Annotated in this window: 19 protein-coding genes; all 19 read left to right on the forward strand. The window is 65.2% G+C overall.

Annotated elements, in window-relative coordinates:
• Nucleotides 1-267 precede the first annotated feature (267 nt).
• The 19 genes from ndk (at nucleotide 268) to rpoD (ending at nucleotide 22,098) form a co-directional block, all read left to right on the forward strand.
• A complete protein-coding gene (ndk, locus tag WHX56_RS15085) occupies nucleotides 268-693 on the forward strand; it encodes a nucleoside-diphosphate kinase (protein WP_006393972.1) in 426 nt (141 codons plus the stop codon).
• A 42-nt stretch (nucleotides 694-735) separates the two neighbouring features.
• Nucleotides 736-1,890 carry a 23S rRNA (adenine(2503)-C(2))-methyltransferase RlmN gene (gene rlmN / locus WHX56_RS15090; RefSeq protein WP_129240566.1) on the forward strand — a complete coding sequence of 385 codons (1,155 nt, stop codon included), beginning with the start codon at nucleotides 736-738 and terminating at the stop codon, nucleotides 1,888-1,890.
• Complete coding sequence (locus WHX56_RS15095; RefSeq protein ID WP_287753509.1) at nucleotides 1,887-2,381, forward strand: helix-turn-helix domain-containing protein; 495 nt, start codon at nucleotides 1,887-1,889, stop codon at nucleotides 2,379-2,381. Before rlmN ends, WHX56_RS15095 begins: the two co-directional genes overlap by 4 nt.
• A gap of 17 nt (nucleotides 2,382-2,398) precedes the next feature.
• Nucleotides 2,399-3,685, forward strand: a complete 1,287-nt coding sequence (gene ispG / locus WHX56_RS15100; RefSeq protein WP_338881702.1) for a flavodoxin-dependent (E)-4-hydroxy-3-methylbut-2-enyl-diphosphate synthase — start codon at nucleotides 2,399-2,401, stop codon at nucleotides 3,683-3,685.
• 50 nt (nucleotides 3,686-3,735) lie between these two features.
• Complete coding sequence (gene hisS / locus WHX56_RS15105; RefSeq protein WP_338881704.1) at nucleotides 3,736-5,022, forward strand: histidine--tRNA ligase; 1,287 nt, start codon at nucleotides 3,736-3,738, stop codon at nucleotides 5,020-5,022.
• A 3-nt stretch (nucleotides 5,023-5,025) separates the two neighbouring features.
• Nucleotides 5,026-5,664, forward strand: coding sequence for a YfgM family protein (locus WHX56_RS15110; protein WP_129240562.1), 639 nt, complete (start codon nucleotides 5,026-5,028; stop codon nucleotides 5,662-5,664).
• Between the two features lie 5 nt (nucleotides 5,665-5,669).
• Complete coding sequence (gene bamB, locus WHX56_RS15115; RefSeq protein ID WP_287753507.1) at nucleotides 5,670-6,827, forward strand: outer membrane protein assembly factor BamB; 1,158 nt, start codon at nucleotides 5,670-5,672, stop codon at nucleotides 6,825-6,827.
• A 22-nt stretch (nucleotides 6,828-6,849) separates the two neighbouring features.
• Nucleotides 6,850-8,202 carry a ribosome biogenesis GTPase Der gene (der, locus tag WHX56_RS15120; protein WP_129240560.1) on the forward strand — a complete coding sequence of 451 codons (1,353 nt, stop codon included), beginning with the start codon at nucleotides 6,850-6,852 and terminating at the stop codon, nucleotides 8,200-8,202.
• Between the two features lie 3 nt (nucleotides 8,203-8,205).
• Nucleotides 8,206-9,279, forward strand: coding sequence for a histidinol-phosphate transaminase (gene hisC / locus WHX56_RS15125; RefSeq protein ID WP_338881705.1), 1,074 nt, complete (start codon nucleotides 8,206-8,208; stop codon nucleotides 9,277-9,279).
• A gap of 215 nt (nucleotides 9,280-9,494) precedes the next feature.
• A complete protein-coding gene (hfq, locus tag WHX56_RS15130) occupies nucleotides 9,495-9,731 on the forward strand; it encodes an RNA chaperone Hfq (RefSeq protein ID WP_006218585.1) in 237 nt (78 codons plus the stop codon).
• Nucleotides 9,732-9,815: 84 nt separating this feature from the next.
• A complete protein-coding gene (gene hflX, locus WHX56_RS15135) occupies nucleotides 9,816-10,922 on the forward strand; it encodes a GTPase HflX (RefSeq protein ID WP_129240558.1) in 1,107 nt (368 codons plus the stop codon).
• Nucleotides 10,888-12,189: an FtsH protease activity modulator HflK gene (gene hflK / locus WHX56_RS15140; RefSeq protein WP_129240557.1), complete on the forward strand. Its 1,302-nt coding sequence runs from the start codon at nucleotides 10,888-10,890 to the stop codon at nucleotides 12,187-12,189. The genes hflX and hflK overlap by 35 nt, the downstream gene beginning before the upstream one ends.
• A gap of 18 nt (nucleotides 12,190-12,207) precedes the next feature.
• A complete protein-coding gene (hflC, locus tag WHX56_RS15145; RefSeq protein ID WP_129240556.1) occupies nucleotides 12,208-13,110 on the forward strand; it encodes a protease modulator HflC in 903 nt (300 codons plus the stop codon).
• Nucleotides 13,111-13,372: 262 nt separating this feature from the next.
• Nucleotides 13,373-14,530: an ATP phosphoribosyltransferase regulatory subunit gene (locus WHX56_RS15150; RefSeq protein WP_129240555.1), complete on the forward strand. Its 1,158-nt coding sequence runs from the start codon at nucleotides 13,373-13,375 to the stop codon at nucleotides 14,528-14,530.
• 76 nt (nucleotides 14,531-14,606) lie between these two features.
• The gene (locus tag WHX56_RS15155; protein WP_165360131.1) at nucleotides 14,607-15,902 is read left to right on the forward strand and encodes an adenylosuccinate synthase; all 1,296 of its coding nucleotides are present in this window, start codon (nucleotides 14,607-14,609) and stop codon (nucleotides 15,900-15,902) included.
• A gap of 83 nt (nucleotides 15,903-15,985) precedes the next feature.
• Complete coding sequence (locus WHX56_RS15160) at nucleotides 15,986-16,528, forward strand: phosphoribosyltransferase (protein WP_129240553.1); 543 nt, start codon at nucleotides 15,986-15,988, stop codon at nucleotides 16,526-16,528.
• A 320-nt stretch (nucleotides 16,529-16,848) separates the two neighbouring features.
• The gene (gene rpsU / locus WHX56_RS15165; protein ID WP_006218592.1) at nucleotides 16,849-17,061 is read left to right on the forward strand and encodes a 30S ribosomal protein S21; all 213 of its coding nucleotides are present in this window, start codon (nucleotides 16,849-16,851) and stop codon (nucleotides 17,059-17,061) included.
• 19 nt (nucleotides 17,062-17,080) lie between these two features.
• Nucleotides 17,081-19,144, forward strand: a complete 2,064-nt coding sequence (gene dnaG, locus WHX56_RS15170) for a DNA primase (RefSeq protein ID WP_338881706.1) — start codon at nucleotides 17,081-17,083, stop codon at nucleotides 19,142-19,144.
• Between the two features lie 686 nt (nucleotides 19,145-19,830).
• Nucleotides 19,831-22,098 (forward strand): RNA polymerase sigma factor RpoD, encoded by a 2,268-nt coding sequence (rpoD, locus tag WHX56_RS15175; protein WP_129240551.1) that lies wholly within the window; start codon nucleotides 19,831-19,833, stop codon nucleotides 22,096-22,098.
• Nucleotides 22,099-22,106: the final 8 nt, after the last annotated feature.

Consider the following 22,106-nt stretch of genomic DNA (forward strand, 5'->3'; position numbering starts at 1 on the left):
CCCTGAATTCATTGAGGATTCCTTCGGAAATGCGCACTCGAAAACGCGTGTCCGGGGCCCCGATGGAAATCCGGGGCGAGTCCGACAGGTGGGCAGTGTCGAATCCCTGCCTTGGCCCAGCGGTTCAGGCCGGCCCGAAACGTCCTTGCGTTTCGGACCGCCTGCGCGCCAGCAGCGCGATGACGCTTCAAGGGTGACACCGACAAGCGCAGAGCCGCGCCAGGCAATTAATCAGAAACCAGTCAGAAATCAGCTTTCGGAGTTCTTATGTCCATTCAACGCACCCTCTCGATCATCAAGCCCGACGCCGTCGCCAAGAACGTCATCGGCCAGATCGTCGGCCGCTTCGAGCAAGCCGGCCTGAAGGTCATCGCCGCCCGCCTGGCCCAACTGTCGCGCGCCGACGCCGAGCGTTTCTACGCCGTGCACAAGGAACGCCCGTTCTTCAAGGACCTGGTCGATTTCATGATCTCGGGCCCGGTCTTCGTGCAAGTGCTGGAAGGTGAAGACGCCATCCTGAAGAACCGCGACCTGATGGGCGCCACGGACCCCAAGAAGGCCGCTCCCGGCACCATCCGCGCCGACTTCGCCGACAGCATCGACGCCAACGCCGTGCACGGCTCGGACGCTCCGGAAACGGCCGCTGTCGAAGTCGCTTTCTTCTTCCCCGAAATCAACATCCACAGCCGTTGATTTTCGCGGAACTGTTCTAGCTTTTCGAGTTTTACCCAGGTCATGGAATCCGCCGAACGAATCAATCTGCTGGGGCTGGACAGCTCCGCCCTGTCCGAGCTCGTCGGGCAGTGGGGCGGCAAGCCGTTCCGCGCCCGCCAGTTGCAGCGCTGGATGCACCAGCGCGGCGCCGATTCGTTCGACGCCATGACCGACCTGGCCCGCGACTTCCGCGGCCAGCTTGCGACGCATTGCCGCATCGAGGCACTGCCCGTCAATACCGAGCAGCGCTCGTCCGACGGCACCCGCAAGTGGCTGTTCGACGTGGGGCAGGGCAACGCCATCGAAACGGTCTTCATCCCCGAGGACGACCGCGGCACGCTGTGCGTCTCCAGCCAGGCGGGATGCGTGGTGAACTGCCGCTTCTGTTCGACGGGGCACCAGGGATTCAACCGCAACCTGAAGACCAGCGAAATCATCGGCCAACTGTGGTGGGCCAAGCGCGTGCTGGAAGCCGACATCGGCACCGCCCGCCTGGAAAGCGCCCGCGCCACCGAAGATACCCGTGTCGTCAGCAACGTGGTCATGATGGGCATGGGCGAACCCCTGCTCAACTACGACCAGGTCCTGCCCGCCTTGCGCCTGATGCTGGACGACAACGCCTACGGGCTGTCGCGCCGCCGCGTCACGGTGTCCACTTCGGGCGTGGTGCCCATGATGGACCGGCTGTCGCAGGACTGTCCCGTGGCCCTGGCGGTTTCGCTGCACGCGCCCAACGACGCGCTGCGCGACGAGCTGGTGCCGCTGAACAAGAAGTACCCGCTGAAGGAGCTGCTGGCCGCTTGCGAACGCTACCTGGCGTTCGCCCCGCGCGACTTCATCACGTTTGAATACTGCATGCTGGACGGCATCAACGATACCGACCAGCACGCCAAGGAACTGATACACATTGCACGCCAACTGCGGTGCAAGCTCAATCTGATTCCGTTCAACCCCTTTCCCGAGTCCGGCCTGAAGCGCTCGAACTCGGCGCGGGTGAAGGTGTTCGCCCAGCGTCTGATGGACGCCGGCATCATCACCACCGTCCGCAAGACCCGGGGCGACGACATCGATGCGGCTTGCGGCCAGTTGGCCGGAGAAGTGCGCGACCGCACCCGGATTACCGAGCGCAACGCCGCACAGCGCCAGACCATACCAATTAAACAGGTGCATGCATGACGCAGGATTTCGCTTCTGCAGTTCCAGAGACGTCCGCCGGCGCGGCGGGCAGCATAGGCTCGGCATTGCGCGCATTGCGCCAGTCCAAGGGCTGGTCGCTCGACGAGGTGTCCAGCCGCATCAAGTTCTCCACGAAGCAGATCGAAGCCCTTGAAAACGAGGAATGGGCGGCATTGCCCACCGGCGTTTCATTGCGCGGCCTGGTGCGCAACTATGCGCGCCTGCTGGGCGCGGATTCGCAGGCCATCGTCGACTCGCTGGACCCCAAGGCCCGTGTCACCGGCCCGGTGAAGCTCAGCCCTGGCGCCTTGCATTCGGCGCATTCCATTCCCCAGTCCAGCGCCGAAGACGACCGTTCGTCCTCGACCTCCTGGGGATGGCTCATCGCCATCGTGCTGGTGCTGGCCGCCGGCGTGGCGTATGCCTTCTGGCAAGGCTGGTTGCCGCAGCACTGGCTGCCGATCGACTGGCTGCCGAAGCCAACCAAGTAAAAAACCCGGTTCCACCGATGCAAGAATCCTCTCTGCCTTGCCAGGACGCGCCGCCTCCCGCCGTGGGGGCGGCAGAGCGCCGCGCCACGCGTTCGGTGGCGGTGAAGTGGGGCAACCGTGTCGTGACGGTGGGCGGCGACGCCCCGGTCGTGGTCCAGTCCATGACCAACACCGACACGGCGGACGCCATCGCCACGGCGATACAAATCAAGGAACTGGCCCAGGCCGGTTCCGAACTCGTGCGGATCACGGTGAACACGCCCGAGGCGGCCCGCGAGGTCGCCTCCATCCGCGAACAACTGGACCGCATGGGCGTGGACGTGCCGCTGGTGGGCGATTTCCACTACAACGGCCACAAGCTGCTGACGCAGTTTCCCGAATGCGCCCAGGCCCTGTCCAAGTACCGGATCAACCCGGGCAACATGGGCGGCGGCAAGCGGCGCGACGACAACTTCGCCCAGATGATCGAAGTGGCCTGCCGCTACGACAAGCCTGTGCGCATCGGCGTGAACTGGGGCAGCCTGGACCACGAACTGATGGCGCGCAAGATGGACGAGAACAGCCGCCGCGCGCAGCCCTGGGAGGCCCAGGCGGTGATGCGCGACGCGCTGGTCGTGTCCGCCATCAGCAACGCCGAGCGCGCCGAAGAACTCGGCTTGCGCCGCGACGCCATCATTCTGTCGTGCAAGGTCAGCCACGTGCAGGACCTGATCGCCGTCTACCGGGACCTGTCCGCGCGCTGCGACTACCCGCTGCACCTGGGCCTGACCGAGGCCGGCATGGGCAGCAAAGGCATCGTGGCGTCCACCGCCGCGCTGGCCGTGCTGCTGCAGCAGGGCATCGGCGACACCATCCGCATTTCGCTCACGCCCGAACCCGGCGGCGACCGCAGCCGCGAAGCCATCGTGGCGCAGGAAATCCTGCAGACCATGGGCCTGCGCGCATTCACGCCGATGGTCGTTGCGTGCCCCGGTTGCGGCCGCACCAGCAGCACGTTCTTCCAGGAACTGGCTGACAGCATCCAGGGGTACCTGCGCCGCCAGATGCCGCTCTGGCGCGCGCAGTATCCCGGAGTCGAAAGCATGAACGTCGCCGTGATGGGCTGTGTGGTCAATGGGCCGGGCGAAAGCCGCCATGCCGATATCGGCATCAGCCTGCCGGGCACCGGCGAAGTTCCGGCCGCGCCGGTGTTCGTCGACGGCGAGCGCACGGTGACCCTCAAGGGCGACCATATTGCCGAAGAGTTCCAGGCCATCGTCGAAGACTACGTCGCGCGCCGCTATGGCGCGCCCGCTTCTCATTAAAGTAAGGGTGTAGCCGTTCGCGCGCCGGCGCGCGACGCGGCATGATCAAGATGACTCAAGCTTTCCAGAAAGTCGCCGCCATACGCGGCATGAATGACCTGTTGCCGGGGGCGAGCGCCCGCTGGGAGCAATTCGAGGAAATCGTGCGCGGCTGGCTGCGCGGCTACGGCTATCGCAACGTGCGCACGCCCGTGCTTGAGCATACGCGCCTGTTCGCGCGCGGCATCGGCGAAGTGACCGATATCGTCGAAAAAGAGATGTACACCTTCACCGATGCGCTCAACGGTGAATCGCTGACCATGCGTCCGGAAATGACGGCCGGCATCGTGCGCGCGTCCATCGAGCACAACATGCTCTACGACCGCCCGCAGCGCGTTTATTCCATCGGCCCGGTCTTCCGCCACGAACGTCCGCAGCGCGGCCGTTACCGCCAGTTCCACCAGATCGACGTCGAGGCCCTGGGCTTCGCCGGCCCCGACGTGGACGCCGAACTGATCGTCATGCTGGCCCGCCTGTGGAAGCTGCTGGGCCTGACCGACGTGCGCCTCGAACTGAATTCGCTGGGCCAGCCGGCCGAGCGCGCCGCCCACCGCGCCGCGCTGATCGAGCACCTGGAAAAGCACCGCGACATCCTCGACGAAGACGGCCAGCGCCGCCTGTACAGCAACCCGCTGCGAGTGCTGGACACCAAGAATCCCGCCATGCAGGAAATGGCCGACAGCGCGCCGCGCCTGTTCGATTTCCTGGGCGAGGAATCCCGCGCGCACTTCGACGGCGTGTGCCGGCGCCTGGCCGACGCCGGCATCGAATACCGCCTGAATCCGCGCCTGGTGCGCGGGCTGGACTACTACAACCTGACCGTGTTCGAGTGGGTGACCGACAGGCTGGGCTCCCAGGGCACGGTTTGCGGCGGCGGCCGCTACGACGGCCTGATCGAACTGCTGGGCGGCAAGCCGGCGCCCGCCGTGGGCTTCGCGATCGGCATGGAGCGCCTGCTGGACCTCTGGGAACAGAGCGTGGAAATGCCGGTCCCGGCCGAATGCGACGTCTACGTCGTGCACCAGGGCGAAGAGGCCCAGCGCCTGGCCGCGCGCGTCGGCGAAGACCTGCGCGATGCCGGCCTGTCGGTCATCGTGCATGCCGGTTCGGCCAGTTTCAAGTCCCAATTCAAGCGCGCCGACGCCAGCGGAGCCCGGGTTGCGGTTATCCTTGGCGCCGATGAAGTGGCTGCGCAGACCGCGAGCGTCAAGTTCCTGCGCGCGGATGCGCAGGGCGAAGCCGCACAGCAGCAGGTCCCGCTGGCGGGATTGGCCGAAGTATTGAATATCAAGGGTTAATGCATGGCATACGATCTGGAAGAACAGGAAAAACTGGACGCGATCAAGGCGTGGTGGGCCCGTTACGGCACGCTGGTCGTCACGCTGGCGGCGGCCGTTGCGCTGGCCTGGGGCGGCTGGTGGGGCTGGAAGGCCTATCAGGCGCACCGCGCCAACCAGGCCATGGGCTACTTCGAAGCGCTGGAAGACGCGGCCCGGCTGGGCGGCGCCGATTCGGCGGTGCGCATCAAGACCGCGGCCGCCACCTTGCGCGAAGAATATCCGGCCACGGGCTACGCCACGCGCGGCGCGCTGGTGGCCGCCCAGGCGCTGCAGGCCCAGAAGGACGACGCCGGCGCCCGCGAGCAACTGGAATGGCTGGCCGGGCAGGGCAAGAATCCGTCCATGCAGGCCGTGGCGCGTCTGCGGCTGGCCGGCATGATGCTGGACCAGAAGCAGTACGATGCCGCGCTGGCGCAACTGAACAACCCGCCGCCGGCCTTCGCCGCCTTGTATGCGGATCGCCGCGGCGATATTCTCGCGGCGCAGGGCAAGCGTGAGGAAGCCCGGGCGGCATGGCAAAGCGCCATCGATGGCCTGGGCACGACGAATCCCTTGACCCAGGTTGTGCAACTGAAACTGGATGCCCTGAGCGGAGCGTGACTGTAATGCGTAAATTTGCAACTGGCCGTACGTGGCGTGGCGCCGTTTGCCTGGCGAGCCTGCTCGCCCTGGGTGGATGCGGCCTGTTTTCCCATGACGACGGCCGTTACGACCCGGCGCCACTGACCGAATACAAGGCCGGCATGTCCGTGCGCCAGGTCTGGTCCGCGTCGGTCGGCAGCGGATCGGGCCTGGGCTTCGCGCCCACGGTGCTGGGCGACGCCATCTATGCCGCCACGCCGGACGGCTCGGTCGGCAAGTTCGACCTGCATAGCGGGCGCCCCATCTGGAAGGCCAAGACCGACGGCAAGCTGTCGGCCGGCGCCGGCAGCGACGGCACGACCACCGCCGTGGCCTCGCCCGACGGCGACGTGATCGCCTTCGACGACACCGGCAAGGTGAAATGGAAGGTCCGCGCCACCAGCGACGTGACGATTCCGCCCGCCGTGGGCTATGGCATCGTCGTGGTCCGCAGCGGCGACTACCGCATCCAGGCGTTCGACGCCAACAACGGCGAACGTGTCTGGAACGTGCAGCGCCCCGGCCCCGCGCTGGCCTTGCGCAGCGTGTCGCAGATGGTCCTGGCCGAAGGCCTGGTCATCACCGGCCTGCCCGGCGGCAAGCTCATGGCCATCGCCTCCAACAGCGGCAACGTGCAATGGGAAGGCACCGTGGCGACGCCGCGCGGCGCCAGCGACCTCGAACGCCTGACCGACGTGGTCGGCGCGCCCCGCATCGCGGGCAACCTGCTGTGCGGCGTGGCCTACCAGGGCCGCATCGTCTGCTTCGACGTGACGGCCGGCGGCCGTCCGCTGTGGGCCAAGGACTTCTCCAGCGTCAGCGGCCTGACCCTGGACGACCGCTACGCCTATGCGCCGGACCAGAACAGCGTGCTCAACGCCTTCGCCCTGGACAATGGCGGCAATGTCTGGAAGCAGGCCGCCCTGAAGAACCGCCAGCTCACCGCGCCGGCCCTGCTGGGCGGCTCGCTCGCCGTCGGCGACCTGGACGGCTACGTGCACTTCGTGTCGCGCAGCGACGGCAGCCTGATGGCCCGCCTGTCCGTGGGCGGCGGCGCGGTCGTGTCGCCGCCGCAAACCACCCCCCAAGGTGTACTAGTCCAGACGGGCAATGGCAATCTCGTCCTGATCGGCGCCAACTAATCCTATAGAAAAGCCTTACACCGTGTCTTTCAAGCCTGTCGTCGCCCTGGTCGGTCGCCCCAATGTGGGGAAATCGACCCTTTTCAACCGCCTGACGCGATCGCGCGCCGCGCTGGTGGCCGATTATTCCGGCCTGACCCGCGATCGCCACTATGGCGAGGGCAGGGTGGGCGAGACCCCCTTCATCGTCATCGATACCGGCGGTTTCGAGCCTGTCGCCAAGGACGGCATCCTGCTGGAGATGGCCCGCCAGACCCGGCAGGCCATCGCCGAGGCCGACGTGGTGGTGTTCCTGGTGGACGCCCGGGCGGGCATCAATGCCCACGACCACGAAATCGCCAAGCTGCTGCGCAAATCCGGCCAGCAGCGCGTGCTGCTGGCCGTGAACAAGGCGGAAGGCATGGGCGCCGGCGCCGCGGTTTCCGAATTCCACGAGCTGGGGCTGGGGCAGCCCTATCCCATCTCGGCGGCGCACGGCGACGGCATCGTCGACCTGATCGAACTGGCCCTCCTGGACCTGGCCGAACCGCCCGCCGAAGAGGAAGCGCAAGAAGAAGGCGAACACGACCACCGCATCAAGCTGGCGATCGTCGGGCGCCCCAACGTGGGCAAGTCCACGCTCATCAACACCCTGATGGGCGAAGAGCGCGTGATCGCGTTCGACATGCCCGGCACGACCCGCGACGCCATCGAGATCGACTTCGAGCGCGACGGCCGCCGCTATACGCTGATCGACACCGCGGGCCTGCGCAAGCGCGGCAAGGTGTTCGAGGCCGTCGAGAAATTCTCTGTCATCAAGACGCTGCAGGCCATCGAGGCCAGCAACGTCGTGCTGCTGATGCTGGACGCCCAGACCGAGATCTCCGAACAGGATGCGCACATCGCCGGCTTCGTCCTGGAAACGGGGCGCGCCGTGGTCGTGGCCATCAACAAGTGGGACGGCCTGGACGGCGAGGCCAAGGAACGCATCGAACGGGAATTCCAGCGCAAGCTGCGCTTCCTGTCGTTCGCCCGCATGCACACCATTTCGGCGCTGCGCGGGCAGGGCGTGAAGCCCTTGCTGAAATCCATCAACGCGGCGCATGCCGCGGCGTTCGCCAAGCTGTCCACGCCCAAGCTGACGCGTGAATTGCAGGCCGCCGTCGAGCAGCAGCCGCCTCCCCGCAAGGGTATTTTCCGTCCGAAGATGCGCTACGCGCACCAGGGCGGGCAGAATCCGCCGCTGGTCGTCATCCACGGCAACGCGCTGGATGCCATTCCGGACTCCTACCGCCGCTACCTGGAAACGCGTTTCCGCAACGCGTTCGACCTGGCCGGCACGCCGTTGCGCATCGAATTCAAGTCTTCGCACAACCCTTACGCGCAGGAAAGCTGATCCATGAGCCGCTTCTGGAGTCCCGTGGTCGGGACGCTCAGTCCGTATGTCCCGGGCGAGCAGCCCAAGCTTCAGAACCTGGTCAAGCTGAACACGAACGAGCACCCCTACGGGCCGTCGCCCAAGGTGCTCGATGCGATCCGCGCGGCCTGCGACGACACGCTCAAGCTGTACCCGGACCCGTCCTCCGACCGGCTGCGGCAGGCCATCGCCGAAACCGCCGGCGTGCAGCCGGGGCAGGTCTTCGTGGGCAACGGTTCCGACGAGGTGCTGGCGCACGCCTTCCTGGCGCTGCTCAAGCATGAGCGTCCGCTGCGCTTCCCGGACATCACCTACAGCTTCTACCCAGTCTATTGCGGCCTGTACGGGATCCAGTACGAAACGGTGCCGCTGACGCCCGATTTCCGCATCGACGTCGAAGACTACCTGCCCGGGCGCAACGGACAGGCGGGCGCCATCATTTTCCCGAACCCCAACGCGCCCACCGGCCGCGCGCTGGATGCCGCCGACGTCGAACGCATCGTGGCCGGCAATCCCGACGCCGTCGTCGTGGTGGACGAAGCCTACGTGGATTTTGGTGGAGAGTCCGTCATCCCTTTGGTCTCGCGCTACGACAACCTGCTGGTCGTGCAGACGCTGTCCAAGTCGCGTTCGCTGGCGGGGCTGCGGGTCGGCTTCGCCGTGGGCAGCGCCGCGCTCATCGAAGGGCTGGAGCGGGTAAAGAACAGTTTCAACTCCTATCCCATCGATCGCCTTGCATCCGCGGGCGCGGTGGCGGCGCTGGAAGATACGGAGTACTTTGAGAAGACTCGCCGAGCCGTGATCGAAACCCGGTCGCGGATGACGGCCGGCCTGCAGGCGCTGGGCTTCGAGGTGCTGCCTTCTTCCGCGAATTTCGTGTTCGCGCGGCATCCGTCGAAGGACGCCGCGGGCCTGGCCGCCGCCCTGCGCGAGCGCAGCATCATCGTGCGCCATTTCCGCCATGCGCGCATCGATCAGTTTCTGCGCATCACCGTGGGCACGGACGAGGAGTGCGGGCTGTTGCTGAGCGCGCTCGCGGAGATCCTGCGGACGTGAACCCGCCGGGCCGGTTCAAGGGCGAATACCGGAGCGCAAAGCACGAAGGCAGCCCGGTGGACGCAGGGGGTTCCGGCCGGAAATCTCTGGTGTCACTTTTTGCATCCTGGCCAAGTAGCACGGGCCGGGAAAACCCTGTAGAGTACACGTTTCGGCGTACCCCACCAGTACACAAGTACGCCACCATTCAATAACAAACAAATGGAGCCTGGCCAATGAGCAATAAAGGGCAAACTCTGCAAGATCCGTTCCTGAACACGCTGCGCAAGGACCATGTCCCCGTGTCGATCTATCTCGTGAACGGCATCAAGCTTCAAGGGCAAATCGAATCCTTCGACCAGTACGTGGTGCTGCTGCGCAATACGGTCACGCAAATGGTCTACAAGCACGCCATTTCAACCGTCGTTCCCGCGCGCGCCGTGAATTTCCAGGTGGAAGTCCCTGCTGAATAATCTCGCTCCAGCTTTACCTTTTATTGCCCGCCGGACGGCTGACGTCGGCGGGCATTTTCGCTTTGGGTCCAATATGGTGCATGTATGCGCGCTTTGATCATCAGTGTCGATCTGGGAGACCCGGATTTCGCGGCCCATGCCGAGGAATTCGCCATGCTGGCCAAGGGCGCCGGCGCGGAAATCGTCGGCACCCTGACCGCGCGGCGCGACCGGCCCGACGCCAAGTTCTTCATCGGCTCGGGCAAGGCCGACGAGGGCGTGGCCATGGCGCAGGCGCTGTTGGCCGATATCGTCCTGTTCGACCAGCCCCTGTCGCCGGCCCAGCAGCGCAACCTGGAACGCGCGTTCAACCTGCGCGTGGTGGACCGCGTGGCGCTCATCCTGGACATCTTCGCCCTGCGGGCCAAGAGCCACGAAGGCAAGCTGCAGGTGGAACTGGCCCAGCTCCAGCATTTGGCCACCCGCCTGACCCGCATGTGGTCCCACCTGGAGCGCCAGCGCGGGGGCATCGGCATGCGTGGGCCGGGCGAATCCCAGTTGGAAATGGACCGCCGCATGATCGGCGCGAAGGTCAAGGTGCTGCGCGAGCGCCTGGACAAGGTCGAACGCCAGCGCGTGACCCAGCGCCGCGCGCGCGCCCGGGGCGGCGCCCTGTCGGTGTCGCTGGTCGGGTATACCAACGCCGGCAAATCCACCCTGTTCAACGCGCTGACCCGGGCCGACAGCTACGCCGCCGACCAGCTTTTCGCCACCCTGGACACGACCACGCGCCGCATCTGGATCGAAGGGGCGGGCTCGGTGGTGGTGTCCGACACCGTGGGGTTCATCCGCGATCTGCCCCACGGCCTGATCGCGGCGTTCCGCGCCACCCTGGAAGAGACCGTGCATGCCGACCTGCTGCTGCACGTGGTCGACGCCGCCAGCCCGCAGCGCGACGAGCAGATTTTCGAAGTCAACAAGGTGCTTGCCGAAATCGGCGCCGCGGCCGTTCCCACCATTCTTGTATACAACAAGATAGACCGGGCGGGCTTGGAACCCCGGGTGGAGCGCGATGCACATGGTACGATTGCGCGAGTATTTGTAAGCGCCACCGAGCGCGCCGGTTTGGATGCGTTGCGCGGGGCAATTGCGGAAACCGGACAGATTGTGGGAAACAATGCCGCGAATTATCAAACTCTTCAATCTGAATGACCCCGGTTGGGGTCGTGGGAACAACAACGGCTCCGAGCCGCCGCCCAAGCGGCCTCAAGGCAGCGGAGACGGCCCTCCCGACCTGGACGAGGTCTGGCGCGATTTCAATAATCGCATCGGATCGCTGTTCGGGCGCAAGGGCGGGGGCGGCAACAACCGCCCTGGCAACCGGGGCGGCATGACGCCGCCTTCGCCGCGCGGCGCGCGCATCGGCCTGGGCGTGGTCGCCCTGGTCGCGGCGGGCATCTGGCTGGCCAGCGGCTTCTACATCGTGCAGGAAGGCCAGGTCGCGGTCGTGACCCAGTTCGGCAAGTACAAGAGCACGTCGCAAGCCGGCTTCCAATGGCGCCTGCCGTACCCCATCCAGAGCCAGGAGATCGTCAACGTGTCGCAACTGCGCACGTTTGAAGTCGGTTTCCGCGGCGGTTCGCGCAACAAGGTCCTGCCCGAAGCGCTGATGCTCACGACGGACGAGAACATCGTCGACATGCAGTTCGTCGTCCAGTACCGCCTGCGCGCCGACGGCGCGCCCGATTACCTCTTCATGACGCGCGACCCGGACGAATCCGTGCGCCAGGCCTCAGAAACGGCCATGCGCGAAGTCGTGGGCAAGCAGTCGATGGACTTCGTGCTGTACGAGGGCCGCACCGCGGTCGCCTCGCAAGTGCAGACGCTGATGCAGCAGATCCTTGACCGCTACCAGACCGGCGTGCAGGTCAGCACCGTCGCCATCCAGAACGTGCAGCCGCCCGAGCAGGTGCAGGCCGCGTTCGACGACGCCGTCAAGGCGGGCCAGGACCGCGAGCGCCAGATCAACGAAGGGCAGGCCTACGCCAACCAGGTCGTGCCGCTGGCCAGCGGCCAGGCGTCCCGCATGACCGAACAGGCCGAAGGCTACAAGGCCAAGGTCGTCGGCGATGCCCAGGGTAATACCTCGCGCTTCACCAGCATCCTCGGCGAATACGAGAAGGCGCCGGCGGTCATGCGCCAGCGCATGTACCTGGAAAGCATGCAGGACATCTTCACGCGCGCCAGCAAGGTCATGGTCGACACCAAGAGCAACAACAACATGCTGTACCTGCCCTTGGACAAGATCATGCATCTGGCAGCCCAGGACGCCAGCAAGTCCAGCGTCGGCAACCCCGGTTCGCCCGCGTTGGTCAGCCCGCCCATCCAGCCTCCGTTGCGCGGCAACGCCGTGCCGGTGCCTCAGTCTTCCGGCAGCAGCAACAGCAACACGCTGCCTCGCGACCGTACGTCGCGCTAACCCGGAGGAGTCCTGATCATGCAACGTCTCATGCCTATCCTGGTCGGCCTGCTCATCGTGCTGGCCGCCCTGTCTTCCTGCGTCTTCGTCGTGCGCGAGCGCGACTACGCCCTGGTGTTCTCGCTGGGCGAAGTGCGCAAGACCATCAATGAACCCGGCCTGTATTTCAAGGCCCCGCCGCCGTTCCAGAATGTCGTGACGCTCGACAAGCGCATTCTGACCATCGAAACCAACGAAGCCGAACGCATCCAGACTTCCGAAAAGAAGAACCTGCTGATCGATTCCTACGTCAAGTGGCGCATTGCCGACCCCCGCCAGTACTACGTGTCGACGGGCGGCAACGAACGCGTGGCGCAGGAACGCCTGCAAGCGCTGATCCGCGACGCGCTCAACGCGTCGGTCAACGTGCGCACGGTGCGCGACGTGGTCTCGACCGAGCGCGACAAGATCATGGCCGAGATCCTGACCAACGTGGCCAAGCGCGCCGAGCCCCTGGGCGTGCAGATCGTCGATGTGCGCCTGCGCCGCATCGAGTTCGCGCCGGAGATTTCGGAATCGGTGTATCGCCGCATGGAAGCCGAGCGCACCCGCGTCGCCAACGAACTGCGTTCCATCGGCGCCGCCGAAGGCGAGAAGATTCGCGCCGAAGCCGACCGCCAGCGCGAAGTGATCGTGGCCCAGGCGTATGCCAAGGCCCAGGGCATCATGGGCGAGGGCGATGCCGCCGCGGCATCGATCTACGCGCAGGCCTACGGCAAGAACCCGCAGTTCTACACGTACTACAAGAGCCTGGAAGCCTATCGCGCTTCGTTCTCGAAGCCGGGCGACGTGCTGGTGGTCGACCCCAGCTCCAGCTTCTTCCAGTTCATGAAGGACCCGGCCGGCGCCGCCCTGGCTCCGGTCACCGTGCCGGCCAAGTGATACGGCCGCGCTAGCGCGCAACGCAAAGCCCCTTGGATTTCCAAGGGGCTTTTTCGCATTTCGGCGCTAGGGCGCCTCGCCCCGGCGCAATGGGGGACGGTTGCTTGCGCGGGCAATTCCGGCTGGCGCCGGCCGCCGAACCATGTACAATACCGCGTAAGCTAGAAAACATTCCGCAGCGGCTGAGCGGGCTTACGCCCCTCAGCCGCTTTTCGTTTGGGCGACGCCCACGCATCACTAGGCGTTATTCAGGTAAACATTCATGGGTAACTGGTTGCTGCCCGAGAGCCTTGCCGACGTACTTCCGGCCGAGGCCCGGCGCATCGAGGAATTGCGCCGCGAACTTCTCGATCTGTACCGCACGTACGGTTTCGAGCTGGTCGCGCCGCCCCTGGTCGAATACATCGATTCGTTGCTGTCCGGCACGGGCAGCGATCTGGATCTGCGTACGTGCAAATTGATCGACCAACTGTCGGGCCGCACGCTGGGCGTGCGCGCGGACATGACTCCTCAGGTCACGCGCATCGACGCGCACTTGCTGAACCGCGCGGGCGTCACCCGCCTTTGCTATTGCGGCAACGTGCTGCATGCCCGCCCGGCGGACCTGCTGGCCAGCCGCGAGCTGCTGCAGATCGGCGCCGAGATCTACGGCCATGCCGGTTTCGAGGCCGATCTGGAAATCATCCAGCTCGTGCTGGAAACGGTGGCGATCGCCGGCGTGCGCAATCCCCGGCTCGACCTCTGTCATCCGGGCGTGCTTCGCGCCATCCTGGAGTCGGATTCCGCCCTGGGCCCGCTGTCGGAAGAGGTCATCCTCCTGATGCGCGAGAAGGACGTTCCCGGCCTGGTCGAACTGTCGGCGCGCGCGCCCGGCCTGCGCGGCGAGACGCTGCAGGCCCTGAAGCTGCTGCCCAATCTTTACGGCGGCCCCGAAGTGCTGAAGGAAGCCCGCCGCGATCTGCCCCTGCTGCCCGGCGTGGCCGCGGCGCTGGATGCGCTGCAAACCGTGGTGGACACCATGCCCAGTGTGTCGTTCGGGGTCGACCTGGCCGACGTGGGGGGCTACGGCTACCATTCCGGCGTGAAGTTCGCGCTGTACGCCGAAGGCTGGCGCGACGCGCTGGTCAGCGGCGGACGCTACGACGACGTCAGCCGCGCATTCGGCCGGGCGCGTCCCGCCACGGGTTTCAGCCTGGATTTACGCAAGCTGGCGGCGGGTTTGGCGCCAGCGGAACGGGCGCGTGCGGTTCGCGCGCCCTGGGGGCAGGCCCCCGCCCTGACCGAGGCGGTTCGCCGCCTGCGCCGGTCGGGGGAAATCGTCGTCCAGGTATTGCCCGGCCACGAGCAGGATCAGGACGAATTCGTTTGCGATCGCGAGCTGGCGCTGCAGGACGGCGCCTGGACGGTCAGGACGCTGTGACTAACTCCCTCTCGGAAACGAGGGGGCCGCGGGGAGATTTCCGGATTTCCCGAGAAACTCGATATTGATTCGTAACATGAGCAAGAACGTAGTCGTAATCGGCACCCAGTGGGGTGACGAGGGCAAGGGCAAGATCGTCGACTGGCTGGCGGAATCCGTCCAGGGCGTGGTCCGCTTCCAAGGCGGTCACAATGCCGGCCATACGCTGTGGATCAACGGCAAGAAGACGATTCTTCGCCTGATCCCGTCGGGCATCATGCATCCCGGCGTCACCTGCTTCATCGGCAATGGCGTCGTGCTGTCCCCGGAAGCCCTGCTCAAGGAAATCGAAGAGCTTGAGGCAGCCGGCCTGGACGTGCGTTCGCGCCTGCAGATTTCCGAAATCTGCCCGCTGATCCTGCCGTACCATGTCGCCATCGACAAGGCGCGCGAAGCGCGCAAGGGCGACGGCAAGATCGGCACGACCGGCCGCGGCATCGGCCCCGCCTACGAAGACAAGGTCGCCCGCCGCGCGCTGCGCGTGCAGGACCTGTTCAATCCCTCGCTGTTCGACGAGAAGCTCGCCGAAGTGCTGGACTACCACAACTTCGTGCTGACCAAGTACCTGGGCGCCGAGGCGGTTTCCGCCGACGAAGTGCGCGACCAGGCCATGGCGCTGGCTCCGGCCATCGCCCCGATGGTCAAGGACGTGTCCAGCAACCTGTATGCCATGCAGCAGGAAGGCAAGCGCATCCTGTTCGAAGGCGCGCAGGGCGCGCTGCTGGACGTCGATCACGGCACCTACCCGTTCGTCACCAGCAGCAATTGCGTCGCGGGCGCGGCATCGGCCGGCGCCGGCGTCGGTCCCCAGCAACTGGACTATGTCCTGGGCATCACCAAGGCCTACACGACCCGCGTCGGCTCGGGCCCGTTCCCCACGGAACTGGTCGACGAGATCGGCACCCGCCTGGCGACCATCGGCAAGGAATTCGGTTCGGTCACGGGCCGTCCGCGCCGCTGCGGCTGGTTCGACGGCGCCGCGCTGAAGCGCTCGGTCCGCCTGAACGGCATTACCGGCCTGTGCATCACCAAGCTGGACGTGCTCGACGGCCTGGAAACCATCCAACTGGGCGTGGGCTACCGCGTCAACGGCGAATTCCGCGACGTGCTGCCCTACGGCGCGCACGCGGTCGCCCAGGCGCAGCCGGTGCTGGAAGAGCTGCCCGGCTGGAGCGAATCCACCGTCGGCATCACCGAGTACGACAAGCTGCCCCAGGCGGCCCGCCGCTATCTGGAGCGCGTGGCCGAAGTCTGCGGCGTGCCCATCGACCTGGTGTCGACCGGCCCCGACCGCAACGAAACCATTGTGCTGCGTCATCCCCTGAAGGGCTGACATCGGGTTATTATTCGCAAGGCCGCCGCCGGTCTCACACCGGCGGCGGCCTTTTCGTATCTTTAAGCAGGAGATGCTTGCCTATGAGCACGCCGACCAATGATGACAGCCATCTGTGGGTGACGTGGGACGACTACAACCGCCTGATCGAGCGCCTGTCCTTGCAGGTGCATCAGTCGGGTTGGAAGTTCGACAAGATTCTTTGCCTGGCGCGCGGCGGCATGCGCGTCGGCGACGTTATGTCCCGTATTTTCGACGTACCGCTGGGCATCCTGGCCACCAGCAGCTATCGCGAAGCGGCCGGCACCAAGCAGGGCGATATGGATATCGCCCAGTTCATCACCATTACGCGCGGCACCCTGTCCGGGCGTGTGTTGCTGGTGGACGACATGGTCGATACCGGCAAGACCTTCAGCAAGGTCTACGATCACCTCAAGAAGCAGTTCTCCGACATCACCGAGCTGCGCAGCGCCGTGCTCTGGTGGAAGGGGCATTCCCAGGCGACGCCCGACTATTACGTCGAAAAGCTGCCCACGAACCCGTGGATCCACCAGCCTTTCGAAGATTACGACAGCCTGCGCCCGCACCAGCTCGAGGCGTGGATCCGCAAGGGTTCCCAGGGCTGAGCCAGGCGGCAGGGCGGGATGGGGCGCCTGGCGGCCTGTGGCCCCAAGGTGTCCCTCCAGTAGTCAAAATGCCCATGGCCATGCTAGAATCGCTGGTTATCGCTAAACCGAACTTGGCTTGTTACTCTTTGGGTAGTCTTTGGGTAACGGAAACAGCCAGCTGGAATCCGGTTCCCAGTGCGCGGCGCTTGCCTCTCTTGGTATGATTTTTTCGTGTCATCGAGGGCCGTCTTCGCGCAACTGGACCCGTGCAGCGTTGCTGGTAAGCAAGCCAGGTTTGTCATCAACTTTTGTTACCCTACAAGCAGGCCAATTACTTTATGCCTATCGTTCGACTGAAGGAAAACGAACCGTTTGAAGCCGCTCTGCGCCGCTTCAAGCGCACCATCGAAAAGACCGGTTTGCTCACCGAGCTGCGTTCGCGCGAGTTCTATGAGAAGCCCACGGCCGAGCGCAAGCGCAAGCACGCCGCGGCCGTGAAGCGCCACTACAAGCGCATCCGTAGCCAACAACTGCCCCCGCGCCTGTATTGATTTTTGATTCCCGAATCTATTGATTCCAGAATCATTCATCCAGGATTTGCTCGCCCGAGTCGACGTCGTCGACATAGTCGGGCGATACGTGCAGTTGCGAAAGGGCGGGGCCAACTTGCTTGGCCTGTGCCCTTTTCATAACGAAAAAAGCCCCTCGTTCACCGTCAGTCCCACCAAGCAGTTCTATCACTGCTTCGGTTGTGGAGCGCACGGCAGCGCCATCACCTTCCTGATGGAACACACGGGCGCCAGTTTCCCCGATGCCGTGCGCACGCTCGCCGGCTCGGTGGGAATGACGGTCCCCGAAGAAAACCGCAGTCCGCGCCAGCAGCAGGAGTCCGCGCGCCGCAAGGCCGAGGAATCCCGCCATACGCAGGTGCTGGATGCCGCCCAGGCGCATTACCTGAAGCAGTTGCGGGCATCGCCCGCGGCGATCCGCTACCTGAAGCAGCGCGGCCTGACCGGCGAGATCGCGGCGCATTTCGGCCTGGGGTGGTCCGGCACGGACCGCCACGGCCTGTCGCAAGTCTTTCCCAGCTACGAAGATCCGGTCCTGGTGGAATCGGGCCTGGTCATCGAGTCCGAGGACGGCCGCCGCTACGACCGTTTCCGGGAACGCATCATGTTCCCGATCCGCAACGTGCGGGGCAGCCTGATCGGGTTCGGCGGCCGCATCATCGGCAAAGGCGAACCCAAGTACCTGAATTCGCCGGAAACCCCGCTGTTTTCGAAGGGCCACGAGCTCTACGGGCTGTGGGAGGCGCGCCAGTCCATCCGCCAGGAAGGGCAGGTGATCGTGGTCGAAGGCTATATGGACGTCGTCGGCCTGGCGCAGCAGGGCATCGCGAACGCGGTGGCCACGCTGGGCACCGCCACCACGCCGGATCACGTGAAGAAGTTGCTGCGCACGAGCGACAAGGTGATTTTCAGCTTCGACGGGGACGGGGCCGGCCGCCGCGCCGCGTGGCGCGCGCTGCAGGCCTGCCTGCCCGTGCTGCGCGACGATATCGCGATCCGCTTCCTGTTCCTGCCGTCGGAGCACGATCCGGATTCGTATGTGCGCGAACTGGGCGCGGAGGCTTTCCGCGCCTGCCTGGGCGATGCGGTGGCGCTGTCGCGCTTCCTGCTGGACGAGCTCGGGTCGCGGCACAACATGGACGAGGCGGAAGGGCGGGCAAGCTGCCTGCACGAAGCCAAGCCGCTGCTGGCCGCCATACCCGAATGCGCGCTGCGCGTGCAGATCGAGCGGGAAATGGCCAAGCTCGTGCAATTGACGCCCGAGGAAATGGCCCAGGTGCTGGCGCAGCAGCCGGCCAAGCCTTTCGCGCCCGGCCCCAGGCCGGGGGAAGGGGCGCAGGCGGCAGGCCAGGCGGCGGGCCACGACGCGGGCCCGCCGGACATGGGCCATGACTTCGGCGGACACGATTTCCACGACATTCCCGCCGATGAGTCCGATTACGCGGACTACGGCCATTTTCCGTCCCGGGACGGCGAATCCCCCGGGGCGGCCGCTGCCTACCCGGGCAGGCAGGAATGGAAGGGCAAGGGCGACTGGAAAGGCAAAAGCGATTGGAAGGGCGGTAAAGGCGACTGGAAGGGCGGAAAGGGCGGCTGGAAGGGCCGGCGCGACGACGTGGGCGGCTTCGAAGGGCGCCGCACCATGCCGTCGCTGGCCAAGCGCCTGCTGGGCCTGCTCCTGGCGCACCCCGAGCTGGTGGACTCCATGGGAGACCAGCAGCTTGAAGTCATCGACCATGGACCCCATCTAGGTCTAGTCAGGGACTTGATCATGCTGGCGCAGTCCAGCGGCGCCCGCCACGTCGGCGCGCTGCTGGAAGCGGCGGATCCCGATTCGGACCTGGCGACCGTGCTGAAGGGCCTGAGGGCCGACATCCTGTCCCAGGAAGACCTGCCCGATCCGCAAACCGAATGGGACGACGCCCTGCGCCGTATCGAGTTCGATGCCGCCAGGTCCGAGATGACCAGGCTGGCCGCCAGCGGCTTGGCGACCGAGGAGGCGCGCAAGCGTTATTTGGAACTTTCCAGCCGCCTGACGGTACTGAAAGGTGCTGGAATACGCTAAATGCGCTAAAATCAAAGGTTTTCCGCGGGGCGGAGGGTTTCAGATCCGATGCTGCGGGCCGATGATGGATTGTGGCGCTGATTGCTGATTGTGGCGTTTATGGCCGATTCATACCGGCAACGAAGAAATCAACAGCGAAATCAACAGCGCCGTTGGCAGTACAAAATGCATCTGGCTGGCGGGAATCTATTTCTGCCGCTGGAATCTAATCGATGTAAGGGTTTGACGCGGCGCCCGGGTAAGCCGGCCGAAGTAAGCCAGCCGAAATAAAAAAATGGATACGTGCGTCAAATTTGTTACGTAGTTAATTAATATAGCTGAGCGGTGAATCAGGCAAGTTCGGCGGCGGTTGTTTCCGCGTAGCGTTAGTGGTTTGGGTGCTGTGTCTACTGAGCTGCTTTGGGCAATGGCCCGATAAGCAAGCAACGCCTATTTATAGGCAGGCAGCCCCCCCGACGCCCGGGATCCGTCCCCGAATGAAACCATGCACGCCAAGAGCCACTACGGTCGCGCACCGGAACGGCGCAAGGCGGGCTCACAAGGGCTGGCGCTGCGAACAACGCAGCCGCTTGGTTTCGGCCGATTCACCAGTTTTACCCGTAGTACCGCCGCGCTGGGCAGCCGTCCAGGGTGGCTTAATGCGGTGCAACATGCCCAATCGGGTTGCGACGACCACGGAAGCGACTATGACCAAATCCACCGGCAAATCCTCCTCTGCAATGAATGCGGCCGAAACCGAGGCCAAGACGGCCAAGCGTGCGGTAAGCATGGCGGCGGAAAAAGCGCCCGCCAAGACGGCGGTGAAGGTCGCCAAGCCCGCTGCCAAGACGGCCGCCAAAAAGGTGGCCAAGACGGCTGCCGGGGCTGACAAGCCTGAGAAGGTGACGAAGGCTCGCGCCAAGAAGGCCGAAGACAAGCTGGCCGACCTGGTGGGCAGCGCGCGTCCGGCGCCCAGCGGCCGCCGCCCGGGCCGCCCCGCCAAGAACGCCAATAACGATTCCGACGGCTTCGACGATACGATGGACGGCGAAGGCGAGGTCCTGCCCGACCTGAAGCCGCCGAAGCGCGGCGGCAAGCGCGGCAAGGCCGATCCCAAGGATCTGATCGCCCGCGGCCCCGTGAGCCCGGAAGAATACGAAGCCCGCCGCAACCGCCTGAAGCAGTTGATCAAGCTGGGCAAGGACCGCGGCTACCTGACGTACGGCGAAATCAACGATCATCTGCCCGACGACCTGGTCGATGCGGAAGCGATCGACGGCATCATCAGCACCTTCAGCGATATGGGCATCGCGGTCTACGACCAGGCTCCCGACGCCGAAACGCTGCTGATGAGCGAGAACGCGCCCGTCGCCTCCAACGACGACGACGTCGAAGACGAAGCCGAAGCCGCGCTGACCACGGTGGACTCCGACTTCGGCCGCACCACGGACCCCGTCCGCATGTACATGCGCGAGATGGGTTCGGTGGAACTGCTGACGCGCGAAGGCGAAATCGAAATCGCCAAGCGCATCGAAGACGGCCTGAAGCACATGGTCATGGCCATCTCGGCCTGCCCGACCACGATCAACGAGATCCTCGCCCACATCCTGCGCGTGCGCGAAGGCCAGGCGCAGATCGATGAAGTGGTCGACGGCCTGGTCGATCCGGAAGACGGCGAGGAATACGCCGGCGCCGGCGTCACCGCCGACGAAGACGAAAGCGACGACGGCCCCGCCGGCGGCATGTCCAGCAAGCAACTGGAAGACCTGCGCGTCAAGGCCCTGGCCAAGTTCGACGAGGTCGGCAAGCAGTTCGACAAGATGCGCCAGTCCTACGAAAAGGACGGCTACAAGTCGGACGTCTACGTGCGCGCCCAGGAATCCATCCAGAATGAACTGATGGGCATCCGCTTCACCGCCAAGATGGTCGAGAAGCTGGCCGACACGCTGCGCCAGCAGGTCGAGGAAGTGCGCCAGCTCGAGCGCGCCGTCCTGCACACGTGTGTGGACCGTGCCGGCATGCCGCGCACGCACTTCATCAAGGTCTTCCCGGGCAACGAAACGAACCTGCAGTGGGTCATGGACGAAGTGGCCGCCGGCCATCCGTACGCCGAAACGCTGGAGCGCCAGATCCCCGCCGTGCAGGAACTGCAGCAGAAGCTCATCGACCTGCAAACGCGCGTCGTGCTGCCGCTGAAGGACCTGAAGGACGTCAACAAGCGCATGGCCACCGGCGAAGCCAAGGCCCGCAAGGCCAAGCGCGAAATGACCGAGGCCAACCTGCGCCTGGTGATTTCCATCGCCAAGAAGTACACGAACCGCGGCCTGCAGTTCCTGGACCTGATCCAGGAAGGCAACATCGGCCTGATGAAGGCCGTGGACAAGTTCGAGTACCGCCGCGGCTACAAGTTCTCGACCTACGCGACGTGGTGGATCCGCCAGGCCATCACCCGTTCCATCGCCGACCAGGCGCGCACCATCCGTATCCCGGTCCACATGATCGAAACGATCAACAAGATGAACCGGATCAGCCGCCAGATCCTGCAGGAAACCGGCGCCGAGCCGGATCCCGCGACCCTGGCGCAGAAGATGGACATGCCCGAGGACAAGATCCGCAAGATCCTGAAGATCGCCAAGGAGCCGATCTCCATGGAAACGCCCATCGGCGACGACGACGACTCGCACCTGGGCGACTTCATCGAGGACACCTCCACGCTGGCGCCTTCGGACGCGGCTCTGCATGGTTCGATGCGCGACGTGGTCAAGGAAGTGCTAGACTCTCTCACCCCGCGTGAAGCCAAGGTCCTGCGCATGCGTTTCGGCATCGAAATGAGCACCGACCAGACCCTGGAAGAAGTGGGCAAGCAATTCGACGTCACGCGCGAGCGCATCCGCCAAATAGAGGCGAAGGCGTTGCGCAAACTGCGTCACCCCAGCCGGGCCGACAAGCTGAAGAGCTTCCTGGAAGGGCAGTAATCGTTTCC

This window comes from Achromobacter veterisilvae, from assembly GCF_037619525.1.
Lineage (GTDB): Bacteria > Pseudomonadota > Gammaproteobacteria > Burkholderiales > Burkholderiaceae_B > Achromobacter > Achromobacter veterisilvae.